Origin of the sequence: Streptomyces sp. NPDC052114 (assembly GCF_040680155.1) — a bacterium.
Classification (GTDB): Bacteria; Actinomycetota; Actinomycetes; order Streptomycetales; family Streptomycetaceae; genus Streptomyces.
This window is the reverse complement of the sequence record NZ_JBFAWC010000018.1, coordinates 14,484-36,096: the sequence shown is the minus strand read 5'-3', so window position 1 is coordinate 36,096 and position 21,613 is coordinate 14,484. Positions and strand designations below refer to the sequence as shown.

The 21,613-nt window shown below is 73.0% G+C and carries 19 protein-coding genes and 1 pseudogene; 9 read left to right on the top strand and 11 right to left on the bottom strand.

The window, feature by feature from the left end:
• Nucleotides 1-31: 31 nt before the first annotated feature.
• From AB0L89_RS32250 to AB0L89_RS32235, 4 genes are all read left to right on the top strand, one after another.
• The gene (locus AB0L89_RS32250) at nt 32-1,669 is read left to right on the top strand and encodes an FAD-dependent monooxygenase (protein ID WP_365148913.1); all 1,638 of its coding nucleotides are present in this window, start codon (nt 32-34) and stop codon (nt 1,667-1,669) included.
• Nucleotides 1,670-1,759: 90 nt separating this feature from the next.
• On the top strand, nt 1,760-1,846 hold the full coding sequence (locus tag AB0L89_RS32245) for a putative leader peptide (protein WP_336621184.1): 87 nt from the start codon (nt 1,760-1,762) through the stop codon (nt 1,844-1,846).
• Between the two features lie 81 nt (nt 1,847-1,927).
• Nucleotides 1,928-2,470, top strand: a complete 543-nt coding sequence (locus AB0L89_RS32240) for a cysteine dioxygenase (protein ID WP_365148910.1) — start codon at nt 1,928-1,930, stop codon at nt 2,468-2,470.
• Nucleotides 2,467-2,892: a rhodanese-like domain-containing protein gene (locus AB0L89_RS32235; RefSeq protein WP_365148907.1), complete on the top strand. Its 426-nt coding sequence runs from the start codon at nt 2,467-2,469 to the stop codon at nt 2,890-2,892. The genes AB0L89_RS32240 and AB0L89_RS32235 overlap by 4 nt, the downstream gene beginning before the upstream one ends.
• Nucleotides 2,893-3,090: 198 nt before the next feature.
• On the opposite strand, the gene recX is transcribed toward AB0L89_RS32235, so the two are convergent.
• Together recX and recA are read right to left on the bottom strand one after the other, a co-directional pair.
• Nucleotides 3,091-3,870 (bottom strand): recombination regulator RecX, encoded by a 780-nt coding sequence (gene recX / locus AB0L89_RS32230; protein ID WP_365148904.1) that lies wholly within the window; start codon nt 3,868-3,870, stop codon nt 3,091-3,093.
• A gap of 3 nt (nt 3,871-3,873) precedes the next feature.
• Nucleotides 3,874-4,992, bottom strand: coding sequence for a recombinase RecA (gene recA / locus AB0L89_RS32225; protein ID WP_365148901.1), 1,119 nt, complete (start codon nt 4,990-4,992; stop codon nt 3,874-3,876).
• 383 nt (nt 4,993-5,375) lie between these two features.
• Here recA and AB0L89_RS32220 point away from each other — a divergent pair, with 383 nt between their 5' ends.
• The gene (locus AB0L89_RS32220) at nt 5,376-6,164 is read left to right on the top strand and encodes a hypothetical protein (RefSeq protein ID WP_365148898.1); all 789 of its coding nucleotides are present in this window, start codon (nt 5,376-5,378) and stop codon (nt 6,162-6,164) included.
• A gap of 28 nt (nt 6,165-6,192) precedes the next feature.
• Here AB0L89_RS32220 and AB0L89_RS32215 read toward each other — a convergent pair whose 3' ends face one another.
• Together AB0L89_RS32215 and AB0L89_RS32210 are read right to left on the bottom strand one after the other, a co-directional pair.
• Nucleotides 6,193-7,467 (bottom strand): AI-2E family transporter, encoded by a 1,275-nt coding sequence (locus tag AB0L89_RS32215; protein ID WP_365148895.1) that lies wholly within the window; start codon nt 7,465-7,467, stop codon nt 6,193-6,195.
• 152 nt (nt 7,468-7,619) lie between these two features.
• Entirely contained in the window at nt 7,620-7,814 is a 195-nt protein-coding gene (locus tag AB0L89_RS32210) for a DUF3046 domain-containing protein (protein WP_365148892.1), read from the bottom strand.
• A gap of 79 nt (nt 7,815-7,893) precedes the next feature.
• Here AB0L89_RS32210 and AB0L89_RS32205 point away from each other — a divergent pair, with 79 nt between their 5' ends.
• From AB0L89_RS32205 to AB0L89_RS32190, 4 genes are all read left to right on the top strand, one after another.
• Entirely contained in the window at nt 7,894-8,859 is a 966-nt protein-coding gene (locus tag AB0L89_RS32205; RefSeq protein ID WP_365148889.1) for a hypothetical protein, read from the top strand.
• A gap of 340 nt (nt 8,860-9,199) precedes the next feature.
• Nucleotides 9,200-13,885, top strand: a complete 4,686-nt coding sequence (locus AB0L89_RS32200) for an ATP-dependent helicase (protein ID WP_365148886.1) — start codon at nt 9,200-9,202, stop codon at nt 13,883-13,885.
• A gap of 285 nt (nt 13,886-14,170) precedes the next feature.
• Complete coding sequence (locus AB0L89_RS32195; protein WP_365148883.1) at nt 14,171-14,971, top strand: DNA-formamidopyrimidine glycosylase family protein; 801 nt, start codon at nt 14,171-14,173, stop codon at nt 14,969-14,971.
• Between the two features lie 109 nt (nt 14,972-15,080).
• Entirely contained in the window at nt 15,081-15,857 is a 777-nt protein-coding gene (locus AB0L89_RS32190) for an SDR family NAD(P)-dependent oxidoreductase (protein ID WP_365148880.1), read from the top strand.
• Nucleotides 15,858-16,056: 199 nt separating this feature from the next.
• Here AB0L89_RS32190 and AB0L89_RS32185 read toward each other — a convergent pair.
• From AB0L89_RS32185 to AB0L89_RS32155, 7 genes and pseudogenes are all read right to left on the bottom strand, one after another.
• Nucleotides 16,057-16,236, bottom strand: a pseudogene (locus AB0L89_RS32185) (hypothetical protein); the annotation flags it as partial.
• A 242-nt stretch (nt 16,237-16,478) separates the two neighbouring features.
• Nucleotides 16,479-16,949 (bottom strand): DNA starvation/stationary phase protection protein, encoded by a 471-nt coding sequence (locus AB0L89_RS32180; RefSeq protein ID WP_365148877.1) that lies wholly within the window; start codon nt 16,947-16,949, stop codon nt 16,479-16,481.
• A 245-nt stretch (nt 16,950-17,194) separates the two neighbouring features.
• Nucleotides 17,195-17,569: a helix-turn-helix transcriptional regulator gene (locus AB0L89_RS32175; protein ID WP_055529762.1), complete on the bottom strand. Its 375-nt coding sequence runs from the start codon at nt 17,567-17,569 to the stop codon at nt 17,195-17,197.
• 109 nt (nt 17,570-17,678) lie between these two features.
• Entirely contained in the window at nt 17,679-18,260 is a 582-nt protein-coding gene (locus AB0L89_RS32170) for a CinA family protein (RefSeq protein ID WP_365148873.1), read from the bottom strand.
• The gene (gene pgsA, locus AB0L89_RS32165; protein ID WP_365148870.1) at nt 18,257-18,949 is read right to left on the bottom strand and encodes a CDP-diacylglycerol--glycerol-3-phosphate 3-phosphatidyltransferase; all 693 of its coding nucleotides are present in this window, start codon (nt 18,947-18,949) and stop codon (nt 18,257-18,259) included. The genes AB0L89_RS32170 and pgsA overlap by 4 nt, the downstream gene beginning before the upstream one ends.
• Nucleotides 18,946-20,421, bottom strand: a complete 1,476-nt coding sequence (gene rimO, locus AB0L89_RS32160; protein WP_365148867.1) for a 30S ribosomal protein S12 methylthiotransferase RimO — start codon at nt 20,419-20,421, stop codon at nt 18,946-18,948. Before rimO ends, pgsA begins: the two co-directional genes overlap by 4 nt.
• A gap of 139 nt (nt 20,422-20,560) precedes the next feature.
• A complete protein-coding gene (locus AB0L89_RS32155) occupies nt 20,561-21,439 on the bottom strand; it encodes a helix-turn-helix domain-containing protein (protein ID WP_365148864.1) in 879 nt (292 codons plus the stop codon).
• Nucleotides 21,440-21,613 lie beyond the last annotated feature (174 nt).

Genomic DNA, 21,613 nt, shown 5'->3' with positions numbered 1-21,613 from the left:
TCAGGGCCCAGCGGGCCGGAGGGTGTGCGCCGTGGACCCGGTGATCGTCGTCGGCGCGGGCCCCGTCGGACTCGCGCTCGCCCTCTCCCTCGCCCGCCACTCGGTGCCCACCGTCGTCCTCGACGAAGGACCGGGCAAGGAAGAGCAGCGCCCCGCGCGGACCGTCGTGCTCCGCGAGGACACGGCGGCGTTCGTGGAGCGGCTGGTGGGTCACTCGTTCGGGGACGCGGAGTCGGGCGCGCGGTGGACCAGCTGGCGCTCCTTGCGGCGCAAACAGCTGATGCGGGAGCTCTCCTTCGGGGACGGGTCCCCCGCCCCGCTGCATCTGCCCCAGCACGTGCTGACCGGCGCGCTGCGCGACGCCATCGCCGACGAGCGGCTGGTCAAGATCGCGGTGGAGAGCAAGCTCGACTCCCTGGAGCAGGACGCCTCCGGGCTGACCGCGCACACCCGCGGTCCGAAGGACACCTGGTGGCGGGGCAGCTATCTGGTGGGCTGCGACGGCCCGCGCTCCACGGTGCGCAAGCTGCTCGACATCCGCTTCCCCGGGCGCACGGCCGTCGAGCGACACGCCGTGGCGGCACTGCGCACGGAACTTCCCTGGCAGGGCGAAGCGTTGTTGCACCGGATGCCTCCGTGGCGCGGCGGAGGCGCCGAGGTGACGGGCCGTCCGATGGCCGACGGCGTGTGGCGGCTCGACTGGCTGCTGCCGCCACGCGGCGAGCTGGTGACGCCCGACGCCCTCGTCGTGCGCATCCGGGAGACCCTCGCGGGCTGGTGCGAGGGCGCCACTCCGCCGTACGAACTGCTGGACACGGGCGTGCACACCGTCCATCACCGCCTCGCCCGGCGGTGGCGGATCGGCCGCGCCTTCCTCGCCGGGGACGCCGCGCATCTGCTCGGCGCGCTCGGCACCCAGGGGCTCGACGAGGGGCTGCGGGACGCCGACAACCTCTCCTGGAAGCTGGCGCTCGCCTGGCACCACGGCGCCCGCGACTCGCTGCTCGACAGCTATCAGGCCGAGCGGCGGGCCGGTGTGGCCGCACGCCTGCGCGCCGCCGACCAGTCGCTGCCCGCGCTGCGCGGCGGCAAGGGGCTGCGCTCCTACGTGCCGGGGGCGGCGCGCGGGCACGACACGCTCCTCACGGACGGCCATGTGGGGCGCGGGCCGCTCGGCGCGCCGTCGTCGTACGCCGACTCGCCCCTGTCGCCCGAGCCGACCGAGTCCGAGGTGGCGGTGGGCACGCCGCCGGGGGCGCCGGTCGCCGATGTGCAGGTGACGGCGCCCGACGGGTCCTTCGTCCAGCTGCGGGACCGACTCGGGCTCGGGCAGTTGCTCGTGGTCCTCGTCGCGCCCGGCACGGTGGTGTGGGAGCGACGGCACTGGGTCTCGGCCGGGATCATGCCCCGGCTCGCCGCCGCCGTCTCGGCGCTGCCGCACGATGCCGAACTGCTCGTGGCGGAGAGCTACCCGGGGGCCGCCGCCCACTCCGTCCTGCTCGTACGCCCCGACGGCCATCTGGTCACCGCGCTGTCCGGGGTGCGCCCGGCCGAGCTGTACGCGGCGGCCGAGGCGGCGCTGGGCGGCGCGGCGCGGGCGGAGCGCGGCGAGGGTGCGGGGCGGCCGGAGCGGTCCGGCGCGCAGGAGAGCCCGGCGAAGACGAAGTAGCCGACGCGACGGCCCCGCGAGGGGCCCGTTCGCCGACCGCATGCTGAACCGGAGTTGACCGGCCTCGGCCTCCGTGGTCTACTCCGGATCGTGACCGACACCGATGTGCGCCTGTGGCGGAGGGTCCACATGGACCTCGTCCGGTACGCGGGCTGCGTGTGTCACCCGTCCTGTTGATTTCGCCTTTCCCTCTCGCGCGCTGAGCCCGGCTTCCCGGACGTCTCGCGTGCGCTTCCGCGAACCTCCAGGACGGTATCCGTGTCTGCTTCCGCCCCTTCCTCCGCCGCGCCCTCGTCCGGGCGCGCCGCGGCGCCCACCGCCGCCGAACTCCTCGACTTCGTCCGCCGCAGCGCGGCCGACGCCGCGCTCATCGCCTCCCTGCCGCTCGATCCCGAGGGCCGCACCTGGGTGCGCCTGGAGGGCCCCGGCGGCAGTGAGGCCTGGCTGATCGGCTGGCCGCCCGGCACCGGCACCGGCTGGCACGACCACGCCGAGTCGATCGGCGCCTTCCTCACCGCCACGGGCACCCTCAAGGAGAACTCCCTCGCCGTACGCCTGCCCACCGACGGCTGGAAGACGCTGGAGCTCTCCGAAGACGTCGACCGCGAAAGGGAGTTGACCGCCGGCGAGGGCCGCGCCTTCGGCCGGAACCACGTGCACGAGGTGCTGAACGCGTCCCCGACCGAGCACGCCGTTTCGGTGCACGCCTACTACCCGCCGCTGCCGCGGATCCGCCGCTACAGCCGCACCGGCGAGGTCCTCCGCCTGGAGGCCGTGGAGCGCCCGGAGGACTGGCAGTGAGCGAGAAGAACAACGACCCGATAGGCGAACGCCCGCTCGGCATCGACGAGTTGCTGGAGCGCGTCCGGCTCGATCTGGACCGCGTCACTCCCCAGGAGGCGTACGACACCGCGCGGGACGGCGGCCTGCTGGTCGACATCCGGTACGCGGCACTGCGGGAGCGCGACGGGCTGATCCCCGGCGCCCTGGTCGTGGAGCGCAACGAACTGGAGTGGCGTCTGGACCCCCAGGGCAGTCATCGCGCCCCGGAAGCCACCGGCCACGACCTGCGTGTCGTCGTGGTCTGCAACGAGGGGTACGCGTCCAGCCTCGCGGCGGCCTCCTTGCGGCAGTTGGGGCTGCGGCACGCGACCGATCTCGTCGGCGGTTTCCAGGCGTGGCGCGCGGCCGGGCTTCCGGTCGCGGGGCCCGGCCAGGGGTGAGCACGCGCGCGTGACCGCCTCTCACCGGGCTTCGGTACGGCTTGGTGAGAGGCGCCCGTCGGTGTCCGGCATCGGCATCCGTGCTTGCGGATGGATCTTGCGCAGTGCCCGCGGGAGGGGCGATCCCACCCCGCGGAGCGCGGCTCGGGACACGAGGATCGCTCCGGTGGCCGCCCCACCCCCGTGGGAGCGGCCCGCTCAGAACGCCTCGTACCCCAAGTCCTCGGTGTCCTCGCCCTCTTCCTCCAGGGCCTGCCGGACCACCCTGAGCGCCATGCCCTCCGGATAGCCCTTGCGGGCGAGCATGCCCGCGAGGCGGCGCAGGCGTTTGTCGCGATCGAGGCCCCGCGTGGAGCGGAGCTTGCGGGCGACGAGCTCCCGCGCGGTCGTCTCCTCCTGCTCCGAGTCGAGCTGCCCGACGGCTTCGTCGATCAGCGTGGACTCCACGCCCTTGGTGCGCAGCTCCCGCGCGAGGGCGCGCCGGGCCAGGCCCCGGCCGTGGTGGCGGGACTCCACCCAGGCGTCCGCGAAGGCGCTGTCGTTGATCAGGCCGACCTCTTCGAAGCGGGAGAGCACCTCCTCCGCCACGTCGTCGGGGATCTCCCGCTTGCGCAACGCGTCCGCGAGCTGCTTGCGCGTGCGGGGCGTGCCGGTGAGCAGGCGCAGACAGATCGCCCGCGCCCGCTCGGCCGGATCCCCCGTCGGCGACTCCCCCTTCTCGGCCCTCGACGAGGAAGGGGAGCCGCTGTCCTGGTGGCCGCCGAAGCCGCCGCGCCGCCGTCGGCGCCCGGGGCTCCGGCCGCCGCGCCCCCGCGGCCCGTCGTCCCGGGAGTCGGTGCCGTCGCCGTCCCCGAACCCGTCGCGCCCGCCGTCCCGGCCGATGCCGTCCTGATCAGCACCGTCCCCGTACTCCCGCCCGGCGGGGCCGGTGCGGCTTTCGGGGGCGGTGTACTCCGCCCAGTCGGTTCGTCGCGTCACGGACTAGCTCTTGGCCGCCGCGGCCTTGGACTTGGTGGCCTTGGCCGCCGGCGCGGGAACCGTCTTGGCGTCGTCGGCCGGAGTGGTGCTCGCCGCGTCCGCGCCGGGCTCCGCAGGAGTCTCGGGCTTCACACCGACGCCCAGCTTCTCCTTGATCTTCTTCTCGATCTCGTTGGCGAGGTCGGGGTTGTCCTTCAGGAAGTTGCGGGCGTTCTCCTTGCCCTGGCCGAGCTGGTCGCCCTCGTACGTGTACCAGGCGCCCGCCTTGCGGACGAAGCCGTGCTCGACGCCCATGTCGATCAGGCCGCCCTCGCGGCTGATGCCCTGGCCGTAGAGGATGTCGAACTCGGCCTGCTTGAAGGGCGGCGCGACCTTGTTCTTGACGACCTTGCAGCGGGTGCGGTTGCCGACCGCGTCCGTGCCGTCCTTCAGGGTCTCGATGCGGCGGATGTCGATGCGCACCGAGGCGTAGAACTTCAGGGCCCGGCCACCGGTCGTGGTCTCCGGGGAGCCGAACATCACACCGATCTTCTCGCGCAGCTGGTTGATGAAGATCGCGGTGGTCTTGGACTGGTTGAGCGCACTGGTGATCTTTCGCAGCGCCTGGCTCATCAGGCGGGCCTGCAGACCCACGTGCGAGTCGCCCATCTCGCCCTCGATCTCCGCGCGCGGCACCAGGGCGGCGACGGAGTCGATGACGATCAGGTCGAGGGCGCCGGAGCGGACGAGCATGTCGACGATCTCGAGGGCCTGCTCGCCGTTGTCCGGCTGGGACAGGATGAGGTTGTCGATGTCGACGCCGAGCTTCTTCGCGTACTCGGGGTCGAGGGCGTGCTCGGCGTCCACGAAGGCCACCGCGCCGCCCGCGCGCTGGGCGTTGGCCACCGCGTGCAGGGTCAGGGTCGTCTTACCGGAGGACTCCGGGCCGTAGACCTCCACCACACGGCCGCGCGGCAGGCCGCCGACGCCGAGGGCCACGTCGAGCGCGGTCGACCCGGTGGGGATGACCTCGATGGGCTCGTTCGGCCGCTCGCCCATGCGCATCACTGCGCCCTTGCCGAATTGCCGTTCAATCTGTGCGAGCGCGGCGTCGAGCGCCTTCTCGCGGTCGGTTCCTGCCATGGGTTCCACCCGGTTTGCTTGAGTCGATCGCTTCACGTCAAAGACGCTAACGCCTGCCACTGACAATCCGCCCCGACGCCCGTCCAGCCTGTGGATAACTCGAGGCAATCCCTCCCCCGAAATCCTCCGGAGCGTCCCAGGGATCCCTCTCGGACCCCCGGAAAATCGCCGTCGGACACCTCATGAGAATGGATGTTCGATTTTGGTGTCAAGCGCGGCACGCCGCGGGCCACACCCTGGGCACCCGCGGGGCGGCGCGGCCGCACGACCTCCACGACCGGGTCGCTCCGGGGCTACTCCCCCAGGCGTACGGGCGGTGTCTTCGGCCGGGGGACGCCCCTCGGCGGCGTCCTCGCCAGGCTGTCCTCATGGAAAACCGTCCCATGGAAACCCGCCCCGAGGGCAGAGAGGCCGTGCGCGGCGCGCCCCAGCCGTCCCCGCGCCCCGCCGAACGCCTCTGCCACGTGATCGGTGCCGTCCTGGTCCTCTCGGGCCTGGCGCATCTCGTGGTCTTCTCGGTCGACGGCGGTTCCTGGGAAGGTCCCGTCTCCTGGCGCAAGCCCGTGACGTTCGGGCTGTCCTTCGGCCTGACGCTGATCGCGATCACCTGGGTGACGTCGTATCTGAGGATGAGCCGACGCGTGCGGACCGCGCTGCTCGTCCTGTTCGCCGCCGACTGCGTGCTGGAGGTCGGCGGGATCACCCTGCAGGCGTGGCGCCGTGTGCCCTCGCATCTCAACATGGAGACCGGCTTCGACTCCGCGGTGTCCATGTCCCTCGCGGTCGGCGGCGGGATCCTCGTCGTCCTGCTCTCGGTGTTCGCGGTCATCTCCTTCAGGAGACGGCCCGACGGTCCTGCGGGCATGCCGCTCGCGCTGCGGTCCGGCTTCGCCGTGCTGCTCGTCGCGCTGGCCTCGGGGGCGGCGATGATCGCGCGTGGCGTGTACCTCACCAGAACCGGTCACCAGGAAGACGCGTACGCCTCCACGGCACCGCTCAAGCCGCTGCACGGAGTGAGCCTGCACGCCGTCCTCGTCCTGCCGACCCTCGCCTGGCTGCTGTCCCGCACCTCCTGGAGCGAGCGGACGCGGGGGCGCGTGCTGACGGCGGCGGTCGGTCTCTACGGAGTGGCTGTTCTCGGCGCCGGGGTGTGGGGCGCCCTCGCCTCCTGACTGGCCCCGGCGACTCCCTCTGTCCGCCCTACTGGCCGCCGTCCCGCTTCGGCTCCGCCTCGGACTGCGGCGCCGCTCCCGGATGGTTCGGCCCCCGCAGCGCGCCCCGCACGCGCGCGAGGAGGGTGGCCCCGCTCCGGCGCCGGTGGCCGTGCACCCGGGGGTCGTCCGTGACGTCGTACCTCTTCACGTACGCCCCGAGGAAGGCCTGCAGCGTCGCGACGGCGGGGATCGCGATGAGCGCCCCGACCGCGCCGAGAAGCGCCGTGCCCGCGATGACCGAACCGAAGGCGACCGCGGGATGGATGTCCACGCTCTTGGCGGTCAGCTTGGGCTGCAGCACATAGTTCTCGAACTGCTGATAGATGACGACGAACGTCAGCACCCAGAGCGCGTACCAGGGATCGACCGTGAAGGCGATCAGCATCGGCAGGGCGCCCGCCAGGTACGTGCCGATGGTGGGGATGAACTGGGAGACGAGGCCCACCCACACGGCGAGCACGGGCGCGTAGGGCACGTCCAGGGCCTGGAGCAGGATGTAGTGCGCGATCCCGGAGATCAGCGCCATCAGACCGCGCGAGTAGAGATAGCCGCCGGTCTTGTCGACCGCGATCTCCCAGGCGCGCAGCACCTCGGCCTGCCTGGCCGGCGGCAGCACCGAGCACAGCGCCCGCCGCAGCCGCGGCCCGTCGGCCGCGAAGTAGAACGAGAACAGCAGGATGGTCAGGAGCTGGAAGAGACCGCCGAGGACCTGCGCGGAGACGTCCAGGACGCCGCTGGCGCTGTTCTGCACGTACTTCTGCAGCCAGTCGGAGTGGACCAGGCTGTCCTGGACCTCGACGCGGGAGAGGTCCGTGTGGAACGTCTGGTTGATCCAGCTGATGACCTTGTCGAGGTAGTCGGGGAAGTCCTCGACCATGTCCACGATCTGGCCCGCGAGCATCGAGCCCATCAGCGTGACGAAGCCCGCGCCCGCGATCACGACGCTCAGGAAGACCAGGAACGTGGCGAAGCCCCTGCGCAGCCCGCGCGCCGCCATCCAGCTCACCGCGGGCTCGACGGCGAGCGCCAGGAAGAAGGCGATCAGGACATTGATCAGCAGCCCGGTGAGCTGGTGGAACGCCCAACTGCCCAGCTGGAAACAGGCGATGAGCGCGAGGGCGAGCACCATGGCACGCGGCAGCCAGCGCGGCATGCGGGCGCCACGCCCTGCCTCGGCCCCGGCGGGGGGCTGCGCGGGCGGCGTCGTGCCGGGCGCTGCGGTGTCCTGGGTGACCTGCGCGGTCTCATCTGTCGGTGCCACGGGGCAAGTGTCGCCCACGCCGCCGACAATCGGCCGCCGCCCCCGCGTCTTGGGACGGTCCTATAGAAGAACTTGGGACGGTCTCATAGAGGAACTCGTGAGGCGGCCACGCGCGCGTGGCGCACTCCGGCCGCGACGAGCGCTGTCCCGGGTCAGCGCTTTTCGGCCGGTACGTCCATCGCCGCGCACACCGCGCGCCAGACGTCCTTGGCCTCCCAGCCCGCGTCCAGCGCCTCGTGGACCGTACGCCCGCCCAGCTCCGTCATCACGTGATCGCGCGCGAAGGAATCGGCGTACCCCGCTCCGAAGTGCTCCGCCATCCGCTGCCAGAAGACCGTCAACCGCATGACTCCAGTATCGCGCCCCTGAGAGTGCAGCCCGGCCCAGGGGGCTTGCCGGGAACGCTTTCCGTCCTACGGTCGGAACATGGCCGAAACCGGAGCATCCCCCGACCCAGTGCACTCCCCCGACGCGGCGCTCTCCCCGCTCGCCCGCGCCGAGCACTTCGTCTGGCTCACCGCGCGCGTCCTCGAGCAGCGACGGTTCGCGTACCACTTCCTCGACGGCGCCGGTGGCGCCCCGGCAGCCGATGCCGTCGAGACCGCCCTGACCTCGTACGCCACCCCGGACGGCGGGTACGGCTACGCGCTCGAACCCGATCTGCGCGGCCCCGTCAGCCAGCCGCTGCACACCGGGCACGCACTGCGTGTGCTGGACTCGATCCGGCGCTGCGGCGGACAGCGGGTGGAGCGCGTATGCCGCTATCTGACCTCGGTGTCGACGGCCGAGGGCGCCCTTCCCGCGATCCATCCCAGCCAGCGCGGCTACCCCTCGGCGCCGTTCGTGCCGATCGTCGACGACCCGCCCAGCGAGCTGCTGGCCACCGGCCCCGTGGTGGGCCTGCTGCACCGCAACGAGGTGTGGCACGCCTGGCTCTTCCGGGCCACGGACTTCTGCTGGGCGGCCGTCGAGGCGCTGGAGAAGACCCATCCGTACGAGGTCCAGGCCGCCGTCGCCTTCCTCGACGGCGCACCCGACCGCCCGCGCGCGCAGGCCGCCGCCGACCGCCTGGGCCGCCTGGTACGCGAGCAGCGTCTGGCGGCCCTCGACCCGGAGAACCTGGACGCGTACCCGGTGGCGCCCGGCTACGCGGCGGGCGAGCACCACTTCCCGCACGACTACGCGAAGACGCCCGAGTCGCTCGCGCGCGCGTGGTTCACCGACGACGAGATGCGCGGCTCGCTGGACTTCCTGACCCGCGAGCAGCAGGAAGACGGCGGCTGGCCCGTCCGCTGGCGGCAGTGGGCGCCGGGCACGGCCCTGGAGGCGCGCCCGATCGTCACCATCGAGGCGCTGCGCACCCTTCGGGCGTACGGGCGGACCATCGACTGAGCGGAGGCGCCCACGAGCCGGGAGGAACCCGAGCCTGCGAGAGACCCGATCCCGGGAGAGACCCGTACGAGGCCCGCACGCGCAGCGGGACCGGCGGACGTGGACTCGCGTCCGCCGCGTCAGCCCGTCAAGGGCCCACGGCAGGTCGGTCGGTGCCGGAGCCCCGGGCAGCTCCGCGTACCGCCCGTGCCGCGCCCGCTCCACCCCGTCCGCCCCGTCCGTTCCACCCCGCCCGCTCCGCCGCACCTGCGCTGCCCCTCCTCCCCACCTCCGCGACCGCCACGCGACCCCCTTTCCGCAGGTCGACGCCGTTGTCAGTGGCGAGGTGCAGGATGGGGGCATGGTCAGCTCCGCGTCCAGCGCCCCTCGCGCCCACCGCGCCCTTGACGGGTTCTCGCCCGCGACCCGCGGCTGGTTCACCGGTGCCTTCTCCGCACCGACCTCCGCCCAGGCCGGCGCGTGGCAGGCGATCGCCGAGGGCTCCGACGTGCTGGTCGTCGCGCCCACCGGCTCGGGCAAGACCCTGGCCGCCTTCCTCGCCGCGCTCGACCAGCTGGCGTCGACGCCACCGCCGGCCGACGCCAAGAAGCGCTGCCGGGTGCTGTACGTGTCCCCCCTGAAGGCCCTCGCGGTCGACGTGGAGCGCAATCTGCGCAGCCCGCTGACCGGCATCCGCCAGGAGTCGGTGCGCCTCGGGCTGCCCGAACCTGAGGTGCGGGTCGGCATCCGCTCGGGCGACACCCCGGCGGCCGAGCGACGGGCCCTGTCGACGCGCCCGCCGGACATCCTCATCACCACGCCCGAGTCGCTGTTCCTGATGCTCACCTCCGCCACTCGGGACGCCCTGACCGGCATCGAGACGGTGATCCTGGACGAGGTGCACGCGGTCGCGGGCACCAAGCGCGGCGCCCATCTGGCCCTGTCCCTGGAGCGGCTCGACGAACTGCTGCCGCAGCCCGCGCGCCGCATCGGCCTGTCGGCCACGGTGCGCCCGGTGGACGAGGTCGCGCGGTACCTCTCACCGCAGCGCAAGGTGGAGATCGTCCAGCCGCCGTCCGGCAAGGAGTTCGACCTCTCCGTAGTGGTCCCGGTGGAGGACCTCGGGGAGCTGGGCGGCTCCCCGGTGACCGACTCCGGCGACGGCGCGGGGCCTGCGGCCGAGCGCCCGTCGATCTGGCCGCACGTCGAGGAGCGCATCACCGACCTCGTCCAGTCCCATCGCTCCACGATCGTGTTCGCCAACTCCCGCCGCCTGGCCGAGCGCCTGTGCAACCGCCTGAACGAGATCGCGTACGAAAGGGCGACCGGAGAGGCGCTCCCCGAGGACCACTCGCCCGCGGAGCTGATGGCCGAGTCGGGCGCCGCCAAGGGCGCGCCGCCCGTCCTGGCCCGCGCCCACCACGGCTCGGTCTCCAAGGAGCAGCGCGCACAGGTCGAGGAGGACCTGAAGGCGGGCAGGCTGCCTGCCGTGGTCGCCACGTCCAGCCTGGAGCTGGGCATCGACATGGGGGCGGTCGACCTGGTCGTGCAGGTCGAGTCGCCGCCGTCCGTCGCCTCCGGACTCCAGCGTGTGGGCCGGGCGGGCCACCAAGTGGGCGCCGTCTCCACCGGAGTCGTCTTCCCCAAGTACCGAGGGGACCTCGTCCAGGCCGCCGTCGTCACCGAGCGGATGCGGACCGGCGCCATCGAGTCCCTGCGCGTCCCGGCCAACCCCCTGGACGTGCTGGCCCAGCAGCTGGTGGCGATGGTCGCGCTCGACAGCTGGCAGGTCGACGACCTGCTGGCGGTGGTGCGCAGGTCGGCGTCCTTCTCCTCGCTCCCGGAGTCGGCGTTCACGGCCGTCCTGGACATGCTCGCGGGCCGCTATCCCTCGGACGCCTTCGCGGAGCTGCGCCCCCGCGTGGTCTGGGACCGCGTCGCGGGCACGGTCACCGGGCGGCCCGGGGCACAGCGCCTGGCGGTCACTTCGGGGGGCACGATCCCCGACCGAGGCCTCTTCGGAGTCTTCCTCGCGGGCGCCGACCCCAAGAAGGGCGGCGGTCGCGTCGGTGAGCTCGACGAGGAGATGGTCTACGAGTCGCGCGTGGGCGACGTCTTCACGCTCGGCACGAGCTCCTGGCGCATCGAGGACATCACGCGCGACCGCGTCCTCGTCTCCCCCGCCCCGGGCGTCCCCGGGCGGCTGCCCTTCTGGAAGGGCGACCAGCTGGGCCGCCCGCTCGAACTGGGCCGCGCGCTCGGCGCGTTCCTCCGGGAGGTCGGCGCGCTGACGCAGGAGGACGCGCGCGTACGGCTCCTCGCGGCGGGACTGGACCCCTGGGCCGCCGACAACGTCCTGGCGTACCTCACCGAGCAGCGCGAGGCCTGCGGCCACATCCCCGACGACCGCACGATCGTGGTCGAGCGGTTCCGCGACGAGCTGGGCGACTGGCGGGTCGTCGTGCACTCCCCCTTCGGGGCCCAGGTGCACGCGCCGTGGGCCCTCGCCCTCGGCGCCCGCCTCACCGAGCGGTACGGCATGGACGCGCAGGTCATGCACGCCGACGACGGCATCGTGCTGCGGCTGCCCGACGCCGACCTGATGGGCCTGGACCTGCTCGACCAGGAGCCCACGGCGCCCTCCATGGAGTACGACTCCGAGAAGGCCCCGGTCGGCGCCGCCGATGTCGCCTTCGACAAGGGCGAGGTCAACCAGATCGTCACCGACCAGGTGGGCGGATCGGCGCTGTTCGCCTCGCGCTTTCGCGAGTGCGCCGCCCGCGCGCTGCTGCTGCCGCGCCGCAGCCCCGGCAAGCGCACCCCGCTGTGGCAGCAGCGCCAGCGCGCGGCGCAACTGCTGGAGGTCGCGAGCGAGTTCGGCTCGTTCCCGATCGTCCTGGAAGCGGTCAGGGAGTGTCTCCAGGACGTCTTCGACGTACCGGGCCTCACGGAACTGATGGGCGACATCGAGTCCCGCCGCGTCCGCCTCGTGGAGGTCACCACCCCCGAGCCCTCGCCCTTCGCCCGCTCGCTCCTGTTCGGGTACGTGGCGCAGTTCCTGTACGAGGGCGACTCCCCCCTCGCCGAACGGCGCGCGGCGGCGCTCTCCCTGGACTCGCGGCTGCTCGCGGAGCTGCTCGGCCAGGCGGAGTTGCGAGAGCTGCTCGACACGGACGTCCTCACCGAGCTGGAGCGGGAGCTCCAGTGGCGCACGGAGGACCGCCGCGTCAAGGACGCCGAAGGCGTCGCCGACCTACTGCGGCTCCTGGGACCGCTGACCGGGGCGGAGCTGGCCGAGCGGGGCGCCGAGACCGGGTGGGCCGAGGAACTCGCGGGCGCCCGCCGCGTCATCCGGGTCCGTATCGCCGGCGCCGACCACTGGGCGGCGATCGAGGACGCGGGCCGCCTGCGCGACGCCCTCGGCACGGCTCTTCCTGTGGGCGTTCCCGAGGCGTTCACCGAACCGGTCAAGGATCCGCTCGGCGACCTCCTCGCGCGCTTCGCGCGCACCCACGGCCCGTTCACCTCGGCCACGGCCGCCGCCCGCTTCGGTCTCGGGGTCGCGGTCACCGAGGGCGCGCTGCAGCGCCTCGCGGCGAACGGCCGAGTCGTGCAGGGCGAGTTCCACCCGGCGGGCATCGGCCAGGAGTGGTGCGACGCCGCGGTCCTCCGCCGCCTGCGCCGCCGCTCGCTCGCGGCCCTGCGGCACGAACTGGAGCCGGTGCCGCCGGCCGCGCTCGCCCAGTTCCTGCCCCAGTGGCAGCACTTGAGCGGACACGGCCTGCGAGGCATCGACGGCCTGGTGCGCGCCGTCGAGCAGTTGCAGGGCGCCACGGTCCCCGCGTCCGCGCTGGAGAAGCTCGTCCTGCCCTCTCGCGTCGCGGGCTACCACCCGGCCATGCTCGACGAGCTGACCTCGGCAGGTGAGGTGATCTGGGCCGGCGCGGGTTCCCTGCCGGGCAAGGACGGCTGGGTCTCCCTCTACCTCGCCGACGCAGCCCCGCTGCTCCTGCCGCCACCGCACCCCCTGGAGCTCACCGCCCTGCACCAGTCGGTCCTGGACACCCTCTCCGGGGGGTACGGCCTGTTCTTCCGGCAGATCGCCGACCAGGTCCGCGCCACCACGCACCCGGAGGTCCAGGATCCCCAGCTGGCGGACGCCATCTGGGAGCTGGCCTGGTCGGGGAGGCTGACGAACGACACGCTCGCCCCGATGCGCTCACTCCTGGGCTCGGGCCGCACCGCCGGCGCGACAGCCCACCGCGCCAAGCGCAGCATCCCGCGCGGGCGCTACGGCAGCCTGACCGCTGCCGCCCGCCCCACCTCCCGCACCGGTCCTCCGACGGTCGCGGGCCGCTGGTCACTGCTCCCCCTCCGCGAGCCCGACCCGACCCTGCGCGCGCACGCCCTGGCCCGCACCCTCCTCGACCGGCACGGCGTGGTCACCCGCGGCGCGGTGGCGGCCGAGGGCGTCGAGGGCGGCTTCTCGGCGACGTACCGCGTCCTGTCGGCGTTCGAGGACAGCGGCCAGGCGCGCCGCGGCTATGTCGTCGAAGGCCTGGGCGCCGCCCAGTTCGCGATGGACGGCGCGGTGGACCGCCTGCGCGCCACGGCGAACTCGCAGGAGCGGGCGGGCGGCTCACGCCCCGCCGATCACCAGGCCGCCGTGGTCCTGGCCGCCGCCGACCCCGCCAACGCGTACGGGGCCGCGCTGCCGTGGCCCGAGCCCCCGGCCGGCGCGAGCCACAAGCCGGGCCGCAAGGCCGGTTCCCTCGTCGTCCTGGTCGACGGCGAACTGACGCTCTACATGGAGCGCGGCGGCAAGACCCTCCTGGCCTGGCCCGCCGCGCCGGACGCCCCGGTCACCGAGGATCCCCGGCTGGGCGCCGCCGCCGAGGCCCTCGCCGGGGCGGCCCGCGCGGGCTCGCTCGGCACGGTCACGGTGGAGCGGATCAACGGCGCCGCCGCGCTGACCTCACCCTTCGCCCCTCTCCTGGAAGGAGCCGGCTTCCACGCCACGCCCCGCGGCCTGCGCCTGCGGGCGTGACGGCGCCCCACGCTCACGGCGCCCCTCCGTGAGAGCACGGCACCTCGCACGAGCGCCCCACCTTCGCGCCCGCCCACCTCGTCTTGCCCGCCCTGCCCCGCGCCCCCGCCTGGCCCCGCACCCCGCCCCCGCCCGGGCACCCGTCCTCACGGCACCCGCCCACCCAAGGGCCCCGCTCCCACCCCACCCACCTGCCCCGCCCCACACCCCGCCCTCGCCCGCCCCCGAGCCCGGCGCCCGCCGACGTCCACCTCCGCACCGCGCCCCCGTGCCACCCTGGATCCCATGCCCGAAGGAGACACCGTCCACCAGGCAGCCCGGCGCCTGCACACCGCCCTCGCCGGGAGCGTCCTCACGCGCTCGGATCTCCGCGTGCCCAAACTCGCGACGGCCGACCTCACCGGACGCACCGTGCTCGACGTGACCCCGCGCGGAAAGCACCTGCTCACCCGCATCGAGGGCGGCCTCACCCTGCACTCCCACCTCCGCATGGACGGCTCCTGGCGGGTGTACGCCCCCGGCGAGCGCTGGCGCGGCGGCCCGGGGCACCAGATCCGGGCGATCCTCGGCACCGCCGACCGCACCGCCGTCGGCTACCGCCTGCCCGTACTCGAACTGCTGCGCACCTCCGACGAGGACAGAGCGGTGGGTCACCTCGGCCCCGACCTGCTCGGCCCCGGCTGGGACCCCGACACCGCGCTGCGCAATCTCCTGGCCTCCCCGGAGCGTCCCCTCGGCGAGGCGCTCCTGGACCAGCGCAATCTCGCGGGCATCGGCAACATCTACAAGAGCGAGCTCTGCTTCGTGCTGCGCGCCACCCCCTGGCTCCCCGTCGGCGAGCTCCCCGAGGAGACGGCCACCCGCCTCCCTCACCTCGCGCACAAGCTCCTGGTGGCCAACCGCGACCGGCCCGCCCGCAGCACCACCGGCCTCGCCCGCCCCGACCAGCGTCTCTACGTCTACGGCCGCGCTCCCCGCCCCTGCCTGCGCTGCGGCACCGCGATCCGCACCGCCGAGCAGGGCGACGGCTCCCGCAGCCGCCCCACCTACTGGTGCCCCACCTGCCAGCAGGGCCCGACCCCCTGACGCCGCCGCGCACGCACACGGCTCGCCCCCACGCGCCCCGGCACACACCCCAAAGCGCAACCCCACCCGCTAGTTGACGACCCGTCAGATCCAGTCGTACCGTCCCGCCATGCCCATCAAGGCGTACGACCTCACCGGACGCACCGCATTCGTCACGGGCGCCGCCAGCGGGATCGGCCGCGCGACGGCCCTGCTCCTCGCCGAGGCGGGCGCCGCCGTCCACTGCGCCGACCGCGACGAGCAGGGGCTCCACGAGACCGCCACGCTCATCAAGACCGCCGGCGGCACCGCCCGCCCCCACACCCTGGACGTCAGCGACAGGACCCAGGTCGAGCAGGCCGTCACGGCGGCCGCGGCATCCGACGGCCGTCTGGACGTCATGGCCGCCATCGCGGGCGTCATGCACAGCAGCCCGGTCCTGGAGACCCGCGACGAGGACCTCGACCGCGTGCTCGGCATCAATTTCAAGGGCGTCCTGTACGCCTGCCAGGCCGCGGCCCGCACCATGATCGACACGGAGTCCGGGGGCAGCATCGTCACGATGGCCTCGGGCGCCGTCGACACCGGCGGCCCCGGTCTGCTCTGCTACGGCGCGGCCAAGGCCGCCGTCGTCCAACTCACCAAGACCCTGGCCACCGAGGTCGGCGCGCACGGCATCCGCGTCAACGCGGTGGCACCGGGCTGGATCCGTACGCCGATGACGGACCGCCACGACAAAGAGGCGCAGGCCCACACCGAGGGGGTCATGGTGCGTATGGCGCCCCTGGGCCGTGTCGGGGAACCGGACGACATCGCGCACGCCGTGCTGCACCTGGCGTCCGATGCCGCGTCCTTCACGACGGGCCAGATCCTCCGCCCGAACGGCGGCGTCGCCATGCCGTGGTGACCCGCGCCCCGGCACTCCGTATCCGCGCACCGGCCGCGGGGCCCCGTGCGCGCACCCGGGCCGCGACCACCCTCCCCCGCCCCCACCACAGCTGCGCGGTCCGCTCCCCGGGCCACCGCAGCGAGCCGTCGGGCCGCCGGGCGTGACGCCTGCCACCGGCCGCACCCACGGCACCGTCCGCCTCAGCCGCCCCTGCCACACCGGCCGCCCGCGCCTTCGACACGCAGTGGACCGGAAGCACACTCAGCCCCCAGCCGCCGGCCGCGACCGCGCCCTCCAAGGCGCCCGCGTCGGGCGCGAAGGCGAGCCGCAGCACGCCCCACCACCACAGCGCGCCGAAGACGAGGGCGGGCACCCAGCGCACGGCCCGCCCCGCCACGGCTGTCCCGTTCACGGCTGCCACCAGCTGCCACCTCCCGCCCGACGCGAGGCCGACGCTAAACGCCGGGGTTCACTCCACGGGAGGGCGCACCGCCGGCACCGGAGGCACCACGGCGCACACGCCGTGACACCACCGCGCCGACAGCGCCCTCACGCGGCTCCACACGCCCCTCGGCCGCTTCCGGCCGGCCCTGGGGCCCGGGGCTCACCCCAAGGACTCGGCGACAGCTCAGCCGCCGCTCAGCTGTTCTCCGCCTGGAACATCCAGTGGTGCTTCTCCAGGTCGGCCGTGATGCCGATGAAGATGTCCTGGCTGACCGGGTCCGCCTCGCCGGTCGCCTCGACCCGCTCACGCATCCGCGTGATCACCGCGCCGAGCGCGTCCACGAGCGTCCCCACCGCGTCCGCGTCCTTGACCCAGCCCTCGGGGACCGACCCGATGCCGCTGCTCTGCGCCACGGTCGCCGCACGCCCGTCGGGCGAGACACCGAGCGTCGAGGCGCGCTCCGCCACGGTGTCGGAGTGCTGCCTGGCCGTGTCCACGACCTCGTCGAGCTGGAGGTGTACGGAGCGGAAGCGCGGACCGACCACGTTCCAGTGGATCTGCTTGGCCACCAAGGACAGGTCGACCAGGTCGACCAGGGCACCCTGCAGCGCCTCCGAGACCGTCTTCAGATCCGCGTCGGACAGCGGGCTCTTCACGACGTACATATGTCTCCTCCAACTCACGAACGAATGCGAGAAATCCCCATCAACCATGGCACATATGAACCAATTAGGTCGATTCGTGGATACCGGATCACCCCGGACGCCATCGCCGTCGGCTCGGACGACGGTCGCCCCGGACAAAACGGAAGCCCCTGCCGGGTACCCGGCAGGGGCTTCCACACACCTGAGCGCTCCAGCGGAGCGCAGCTCAGTACCGCACGGCCCGCCTCAGCGGGCACGGCACGGCGTCACGCCGCGACGACGTCGACCGCCTCCGCAGGTGCCTTGATCGTGACCCGTTCCGGTGGCACGCCGGCCACGGAGACGGAATTGAGCATCGGGCGAACCGGTGCGCGCACCGGTTCCGTGACCGCTGCAGACTCAGCCAGCTCGGCGAGCGACAGCTCGTCGCTCACTTCCCGCATGAGCTCGGACATCCGTACGTCAAGCGCGTCGCAGATCGCGGAAAGCAGTTCGGAGGAAGCCTCCTTCTGCCCCCGCTCCACCTCGGAGAGATAGCCGAGCGAGACTCGGGCGGACGAGGAGACTTCGCGCAGAGTACGGCCCTGGCGCTGGCGCTGCCGACGCAGCACGTCACCCAGCAGGCGACGGAGCAGAATCATCGGTGGCTCCCTCCTCGGACCGCGTAGCCGCATCCTTCACGCCCCACCGTACCGCCTCGCGCGGCGGCCGTGCGGGGAGCGATGTCGTGTTCACTCAGGGCTGCAAACATCAATTCCCCCCGTTCTGTTCCGTATCCTGTGCCCGCCCATTCTCGGCACGTTCTCCGGAGAGCTGCTCGAGCAGCAGCGTGAGCACGCTCCGTACACTCTCCATACGGATTTCCGAACGGTCACCGTTCAACCGCAGGGCGGACACTTTCCCGTCGGCTCCGCCGTCGGCGTAACCGTGCATGCTTTCGACATCCGGCCCCGCGACCGCCACGTACACGGTCCCGACGGCCCGGCCGTCCTGCGGATCGGGCCCGGCGACCCCGGTGGTCGCGATCCCCCAGTCCGCACCGAGCGCCTTGCGCACGCCGACCGCCATCTGCCGGGCGACCTCGGGATCCACGGCCCCGCGCTCGTCCAGCAGAGTGCCGTCGACGCCCAGCACGCTCCGCTTGAGATCGGTGGCGTACGCGGTCACGGACCCCCGGAAGACCTTCGAGGCCCCGGACACCGCCGTGATCTCGGCGGCCACCAGTCCGCCGGTCAGCGACTCCGCGGCGGCCAGCGTCTCACCGCGCGCGGCGAGCAGGCTCAGCAGCCTGCTCGCGGACACGGCGGATGCCGAGACTCCGGCGGACGTCACTTCGCGGCCTCCCGGGCGGACTCCTCGGCCGCCGCACGCTCCTCGGCCATGCCCTGCCTGCGCAGCACGACGGCCTGTCTCACGTAGTCGAGGCCGGTCACCACGGTCAGCACGACGGCGACCGCCATCACCCAGAACCGCAGGGTCGCGAGCGGCCCCGTCAGCGCCAGAACGTACATCCCGACGGCCGTGCCCTGCGCGAGCGTCTTCATCTTGCCGCCGCGGCTGGCCGGAATCACGCCGTAGCGGATCACCCAGAACCGCAGCAGCGTGATGCCGAGCTCGCGGCCGAGAATCACGCAGGTCACCCACCAGGGCAGGTCACCGAGCCAGGACAGACAGATCAGCGCGGCCCCCATGATCGCCTTGTCGGCGATCGGGTCGGCGATCTTGCCGAAGTCCGTGACCAGGTTGTACGTGCGGGCCAGGTGACCGTCGAAGAGGTCCGTGATCATGGCGATCGCGAAGGCCGCCCAGGCCAGCGAGCGCCAGGCCGGGTCGTACCCGCCGTCGGCCAGCAGCAGCGCCACGAAACCGGGTACGAGCAGCAGCCGGACCATGGTCAGCAGGTTGGCCACGTTCCACAGGCTGGCCTGATTGACGGCCGCAGCACCCAGCTTTCCGCCGCGCACCGGCTGAGCGCCGTGCGCGCCGGAGCCGCCTGACGCGGATGCCGGGACTCCGGTCATCTGCCGGCCTCCTCTGGACACTCGGCCACCAGGTCCACGCCCTCCGCGCCGACCACCTTCGCCTCGACGATACGGCCGACCTGAAGGAAGTCCCCACCGGTGGCACCCGTCAAGCGGATCTGGCCGTCCGTCTCGGGCGCCTGGTGCGCGGCTCTGCCGATCGGCCCCTCCTCCTCGTCGAGGGACTCGACGAGGACCTCGACGGTCTCGCCGACGCGCTCCTCGGCGCGCTGCGAGGTGAGCTCCTCGGCCAGGCGCGCGATGTGCGCGAGCCGCTCGTCGACGACGTCCTGGTCGAGCTTCTGGTCGTACGTCGCCGCTTCGGTGCCCTCCTCGTCGGAGTAGCCGAACACGCCGATGGCATCCAGCCGGGCGCCGGTCAGGAACCGCTCGAGCTCGGCGAGGTCCGCCTCGCTCTCGCCGGGGAAGCCCACGATGAAGTTGGACCGGACACCGGCCTGCGGCGCCTTGGAGCGGATGGTCTCGAGGAGCTCCAGGAAGCGGTCGGTGTCGCCGAAGCGCCGCATGGCGCGCAGCACGCCGGGCGCGGAGTGCTGGAAGGACAGGTCGAAGTAGGGCGCGACCTTCTCCGTCGACGTGAGGACGTCGATGAGTCCGGGCCGCATCTCGGCGGGCTGCAGATAGCTGACGCGCACCCGTTCGATCCCGTCGACGGCGGCCAGCTCGGGCAGCAGCGTCTCCAGGAGCCGGATGTCGCCGAGGTCCTTGCCGTACGAGGTGTTGTTCTCGGAGACGAGCATGACCTCCTTGACGCCCTGCTCGGCGAGCCAGCGGGTCTCGCCGAGGACGTCGGAGGGGCGGCGCGAGATGAACGAGCCGCGGAAGGAGGGGATGGCGCAGAAGGAGCAGCGCCGGTCGCAGCCGGAGGCCAGCTTCACCGAGGCGACGGGGTTGGTGCCGAGCCGCCTGCGCAGCGGGGCGCGCGGCCCGGACGCGGGCGCGACGCCGTCGGGCAGGTCCGCGGGGGCCTCGGCCACGGGGGCGTGGCCCGGCAGGGCGATCCCGGAGCCGGCGTCCTGGCGCTCGGCCGGGCTGATCGGCAGCAGCTGGCGCCGGTCGCGCGGGGTGTGGGCCTCCACGCTGCCGCCGCTGAGGATGGTCTGCAGGCGGGTGGAGATGTCCGCGTAGTCGTCGAACCCGAGCACGCCGTCGGCCTCGGGCAGCGCGTCGGCGAGCTCCTTGCCGTACCGCTCGGCCATGCAGCCGACCGCGACGACGGCCTGGGTCTTGCCGTGACCCTTCAGGTCATTGGCTTCGAGGAGGGCGTCGACGGAGTCCTTCTTGGCGGCTTCGACGAAGCCACAGGTGTTGACGACGGCGACGTCCGCGTCCTCGGCGTCCTCGACGAGCTGCCAGCCGTCCGCCTCCAAGCGGCCTGCGAGCTCCTCCGAGTCCACCTCGTTACGGGCGCAGCCAAGAGTGACAAGGGCGACGGTGCGGCGTTCGGGCATGCTCTCAAGACTACTTTGTCCCCGCCTCGGCCCCCGCCGCCAGGGTTGCCCGGCGGTCGGCCGCCCGCCGCCGTCCCGTCACCCGGGCGTCACCGCCCTCGGTACGGCACCGCAGGTCGTCGCCCTGCGAGGGGCCCCGTCAGCCGACCTCGGGGTCGCCCTTCGTGTACGAGAGACGCTCGACCTGACCGGGTTCGAATTCGTTCTCGACCTGCTTGCCGTTCACGTACAGCTCGATCGCGCCGGCGTCCCCGAGCACGAGGTCGATCTTCTGCTTGTCCTGGAACGTCTTGGCCTGTCCCTGTTCCAGGACGCCGTCGAAGAGGGTGCGTCCGCTGTGGTCCTTGGCGGAGATCCAGCTGCGGCCGTCCGCGGCGTCGACCTTCACGGTGACCTTGTCGCGCGGAACCCCGGCGATGGCGCTGTCCGACGGGTCGGGCTTGGGATCGGCGGGCTTGTGCGGCTTGGGCTTGTCGGCGGGCTTGGTGCTCGCGGGCGTGGAGCCCTCGGCGACCGACTTGGAGCTGTCGTCGTCGTCCCCGCCGCCGAACGCGGTGAAGCCGACGAAGCCGATCACCGCGACGATCGCGGCGACCATGGCCGCGGTCCAGTTCGGCCTGCGCGGTTCGGAGCGGATGCGTTCGGCCTCGAAGAGGGGCGCCGCCGGCGTGGGCTGGGGCGGGTGCCCGCCATGGCCCTCGTCGTACTGCGCGAGGAGCGGGGCGGGATCGATCCCCACCGCGCGGGCCAGCGTCCTGATGTGGCCGCGGGCGTACACGTCGCCGCCGCACCGCGAGAAGTCGTCCTGTTCGATCGCGTGCACGATGGGGATGCGCACCCGGGTGGACGTGCTGACTTCGTCTACGGTCAGGTCGGCGTCGATGCGCGCCTGCTGCAGGACACGGCCGATCGAGGGGCGGTCGTCGGCCCGGCGTTCGCCTGCCGGGCTGTCGTCCGCGAGGCGGTCGAGGCGGTCGTCTGAAGGTCGGTCGTCTTCAGGGGAGTTGCCGATGGACACGGGGGCGCCTTTCGAGCGTGTAGCCACCTGCCGGAGGTTCAGTTTAGGGGGGTCCTGAAAGGGTGGGGCAACCGGGCGGACGGACTTTGTACGCCATCAGAATGGCCGGACATCCCGATGGTGGGACATCGCGCTGTCGTCCCCCTCAACTTGACGTACGCCGAAGGGAAACGG

Bases quoted from the DNA above. Each gene is read 5' to 3' on its own strand.
- AB0L89_RS32205 (WP_365148889.1), top strand. From the start codon at position 7,894: ATGGCCGAAACCGGAGCATCCCCCGACCCAGTGCACTCCCCCGACGCG.
- AB0L89_RS32220 (WP_365148898.1), top strand. From the start codon at position 5,376: ATGGAAACCCGCCCCGAGGGCAGAGAGGCCGTGCGCGGCGCGCCCCAG.
- rimO (WP_365148867.1), bottom strand. From the start codon at position 20,421: ATGCCCGAACGCCGCACCGTCGCCCTTGTCACTCTTGGCTGCGCCCGT.
- AB0L89_RS32195 (WP_365148883.1), top strand. From the start codon at position 14,171: ATGCCCGAAGGAGACACCGTCCACCAGGCAGCCCGGCGCCTGCACACC.
- AB0L89_RS32200 (WP_365148886.1), top strand. From the start codon at position 9,200: ATGGTCAGCTCCGCGTCCAGCGCCCCTCGCGCCCACCGCGCCCTTGAC.
- AB0L89_RS32210 (WP_365148892.1), bottom strand. From the start codon at position 7,814: ATGCGGTTGACGGTCTTCTGGCAGCGGATGGCGGAGCACTTCGGAGCG.
- recA (WP_365148901.1), bottom strand. From the start codon at position 4,992: ATGGCAGGAACCGACCGCGAGAAGGCGCTCGACGCCGCGCTCGCACAG.
- AB0L89_RS32175 (WP_055529762.1), bottom strand. From the start codon at position 17,569: ATGATTCTGCTCCGTCGCCTGCTGGGTGACGTGCTGCGTCGGCAGCGC.
- pgsA (WP_365148870.1), bottom strand. From the start codon at position 18,949: ATGACCGGAGTCCCGGCATCCGCGTCAGGCGGCTCCGGCGCGCACGGC.
- AB0L89_RS32190 (WP_365148880.1), top strand. From the start codon at position 15,081: ATGCCCATCAAGGCGTACGACCTCACCGGACGCACCGCATTCGTCACG.
- AB0L89_RS32180 (WP_365148877.1), bottom strand. From the start codon at position 16,949: ATGTACGTCGTGAAGAGCCCGCTGTCCGACGCGGATCTGAAGACGGTC.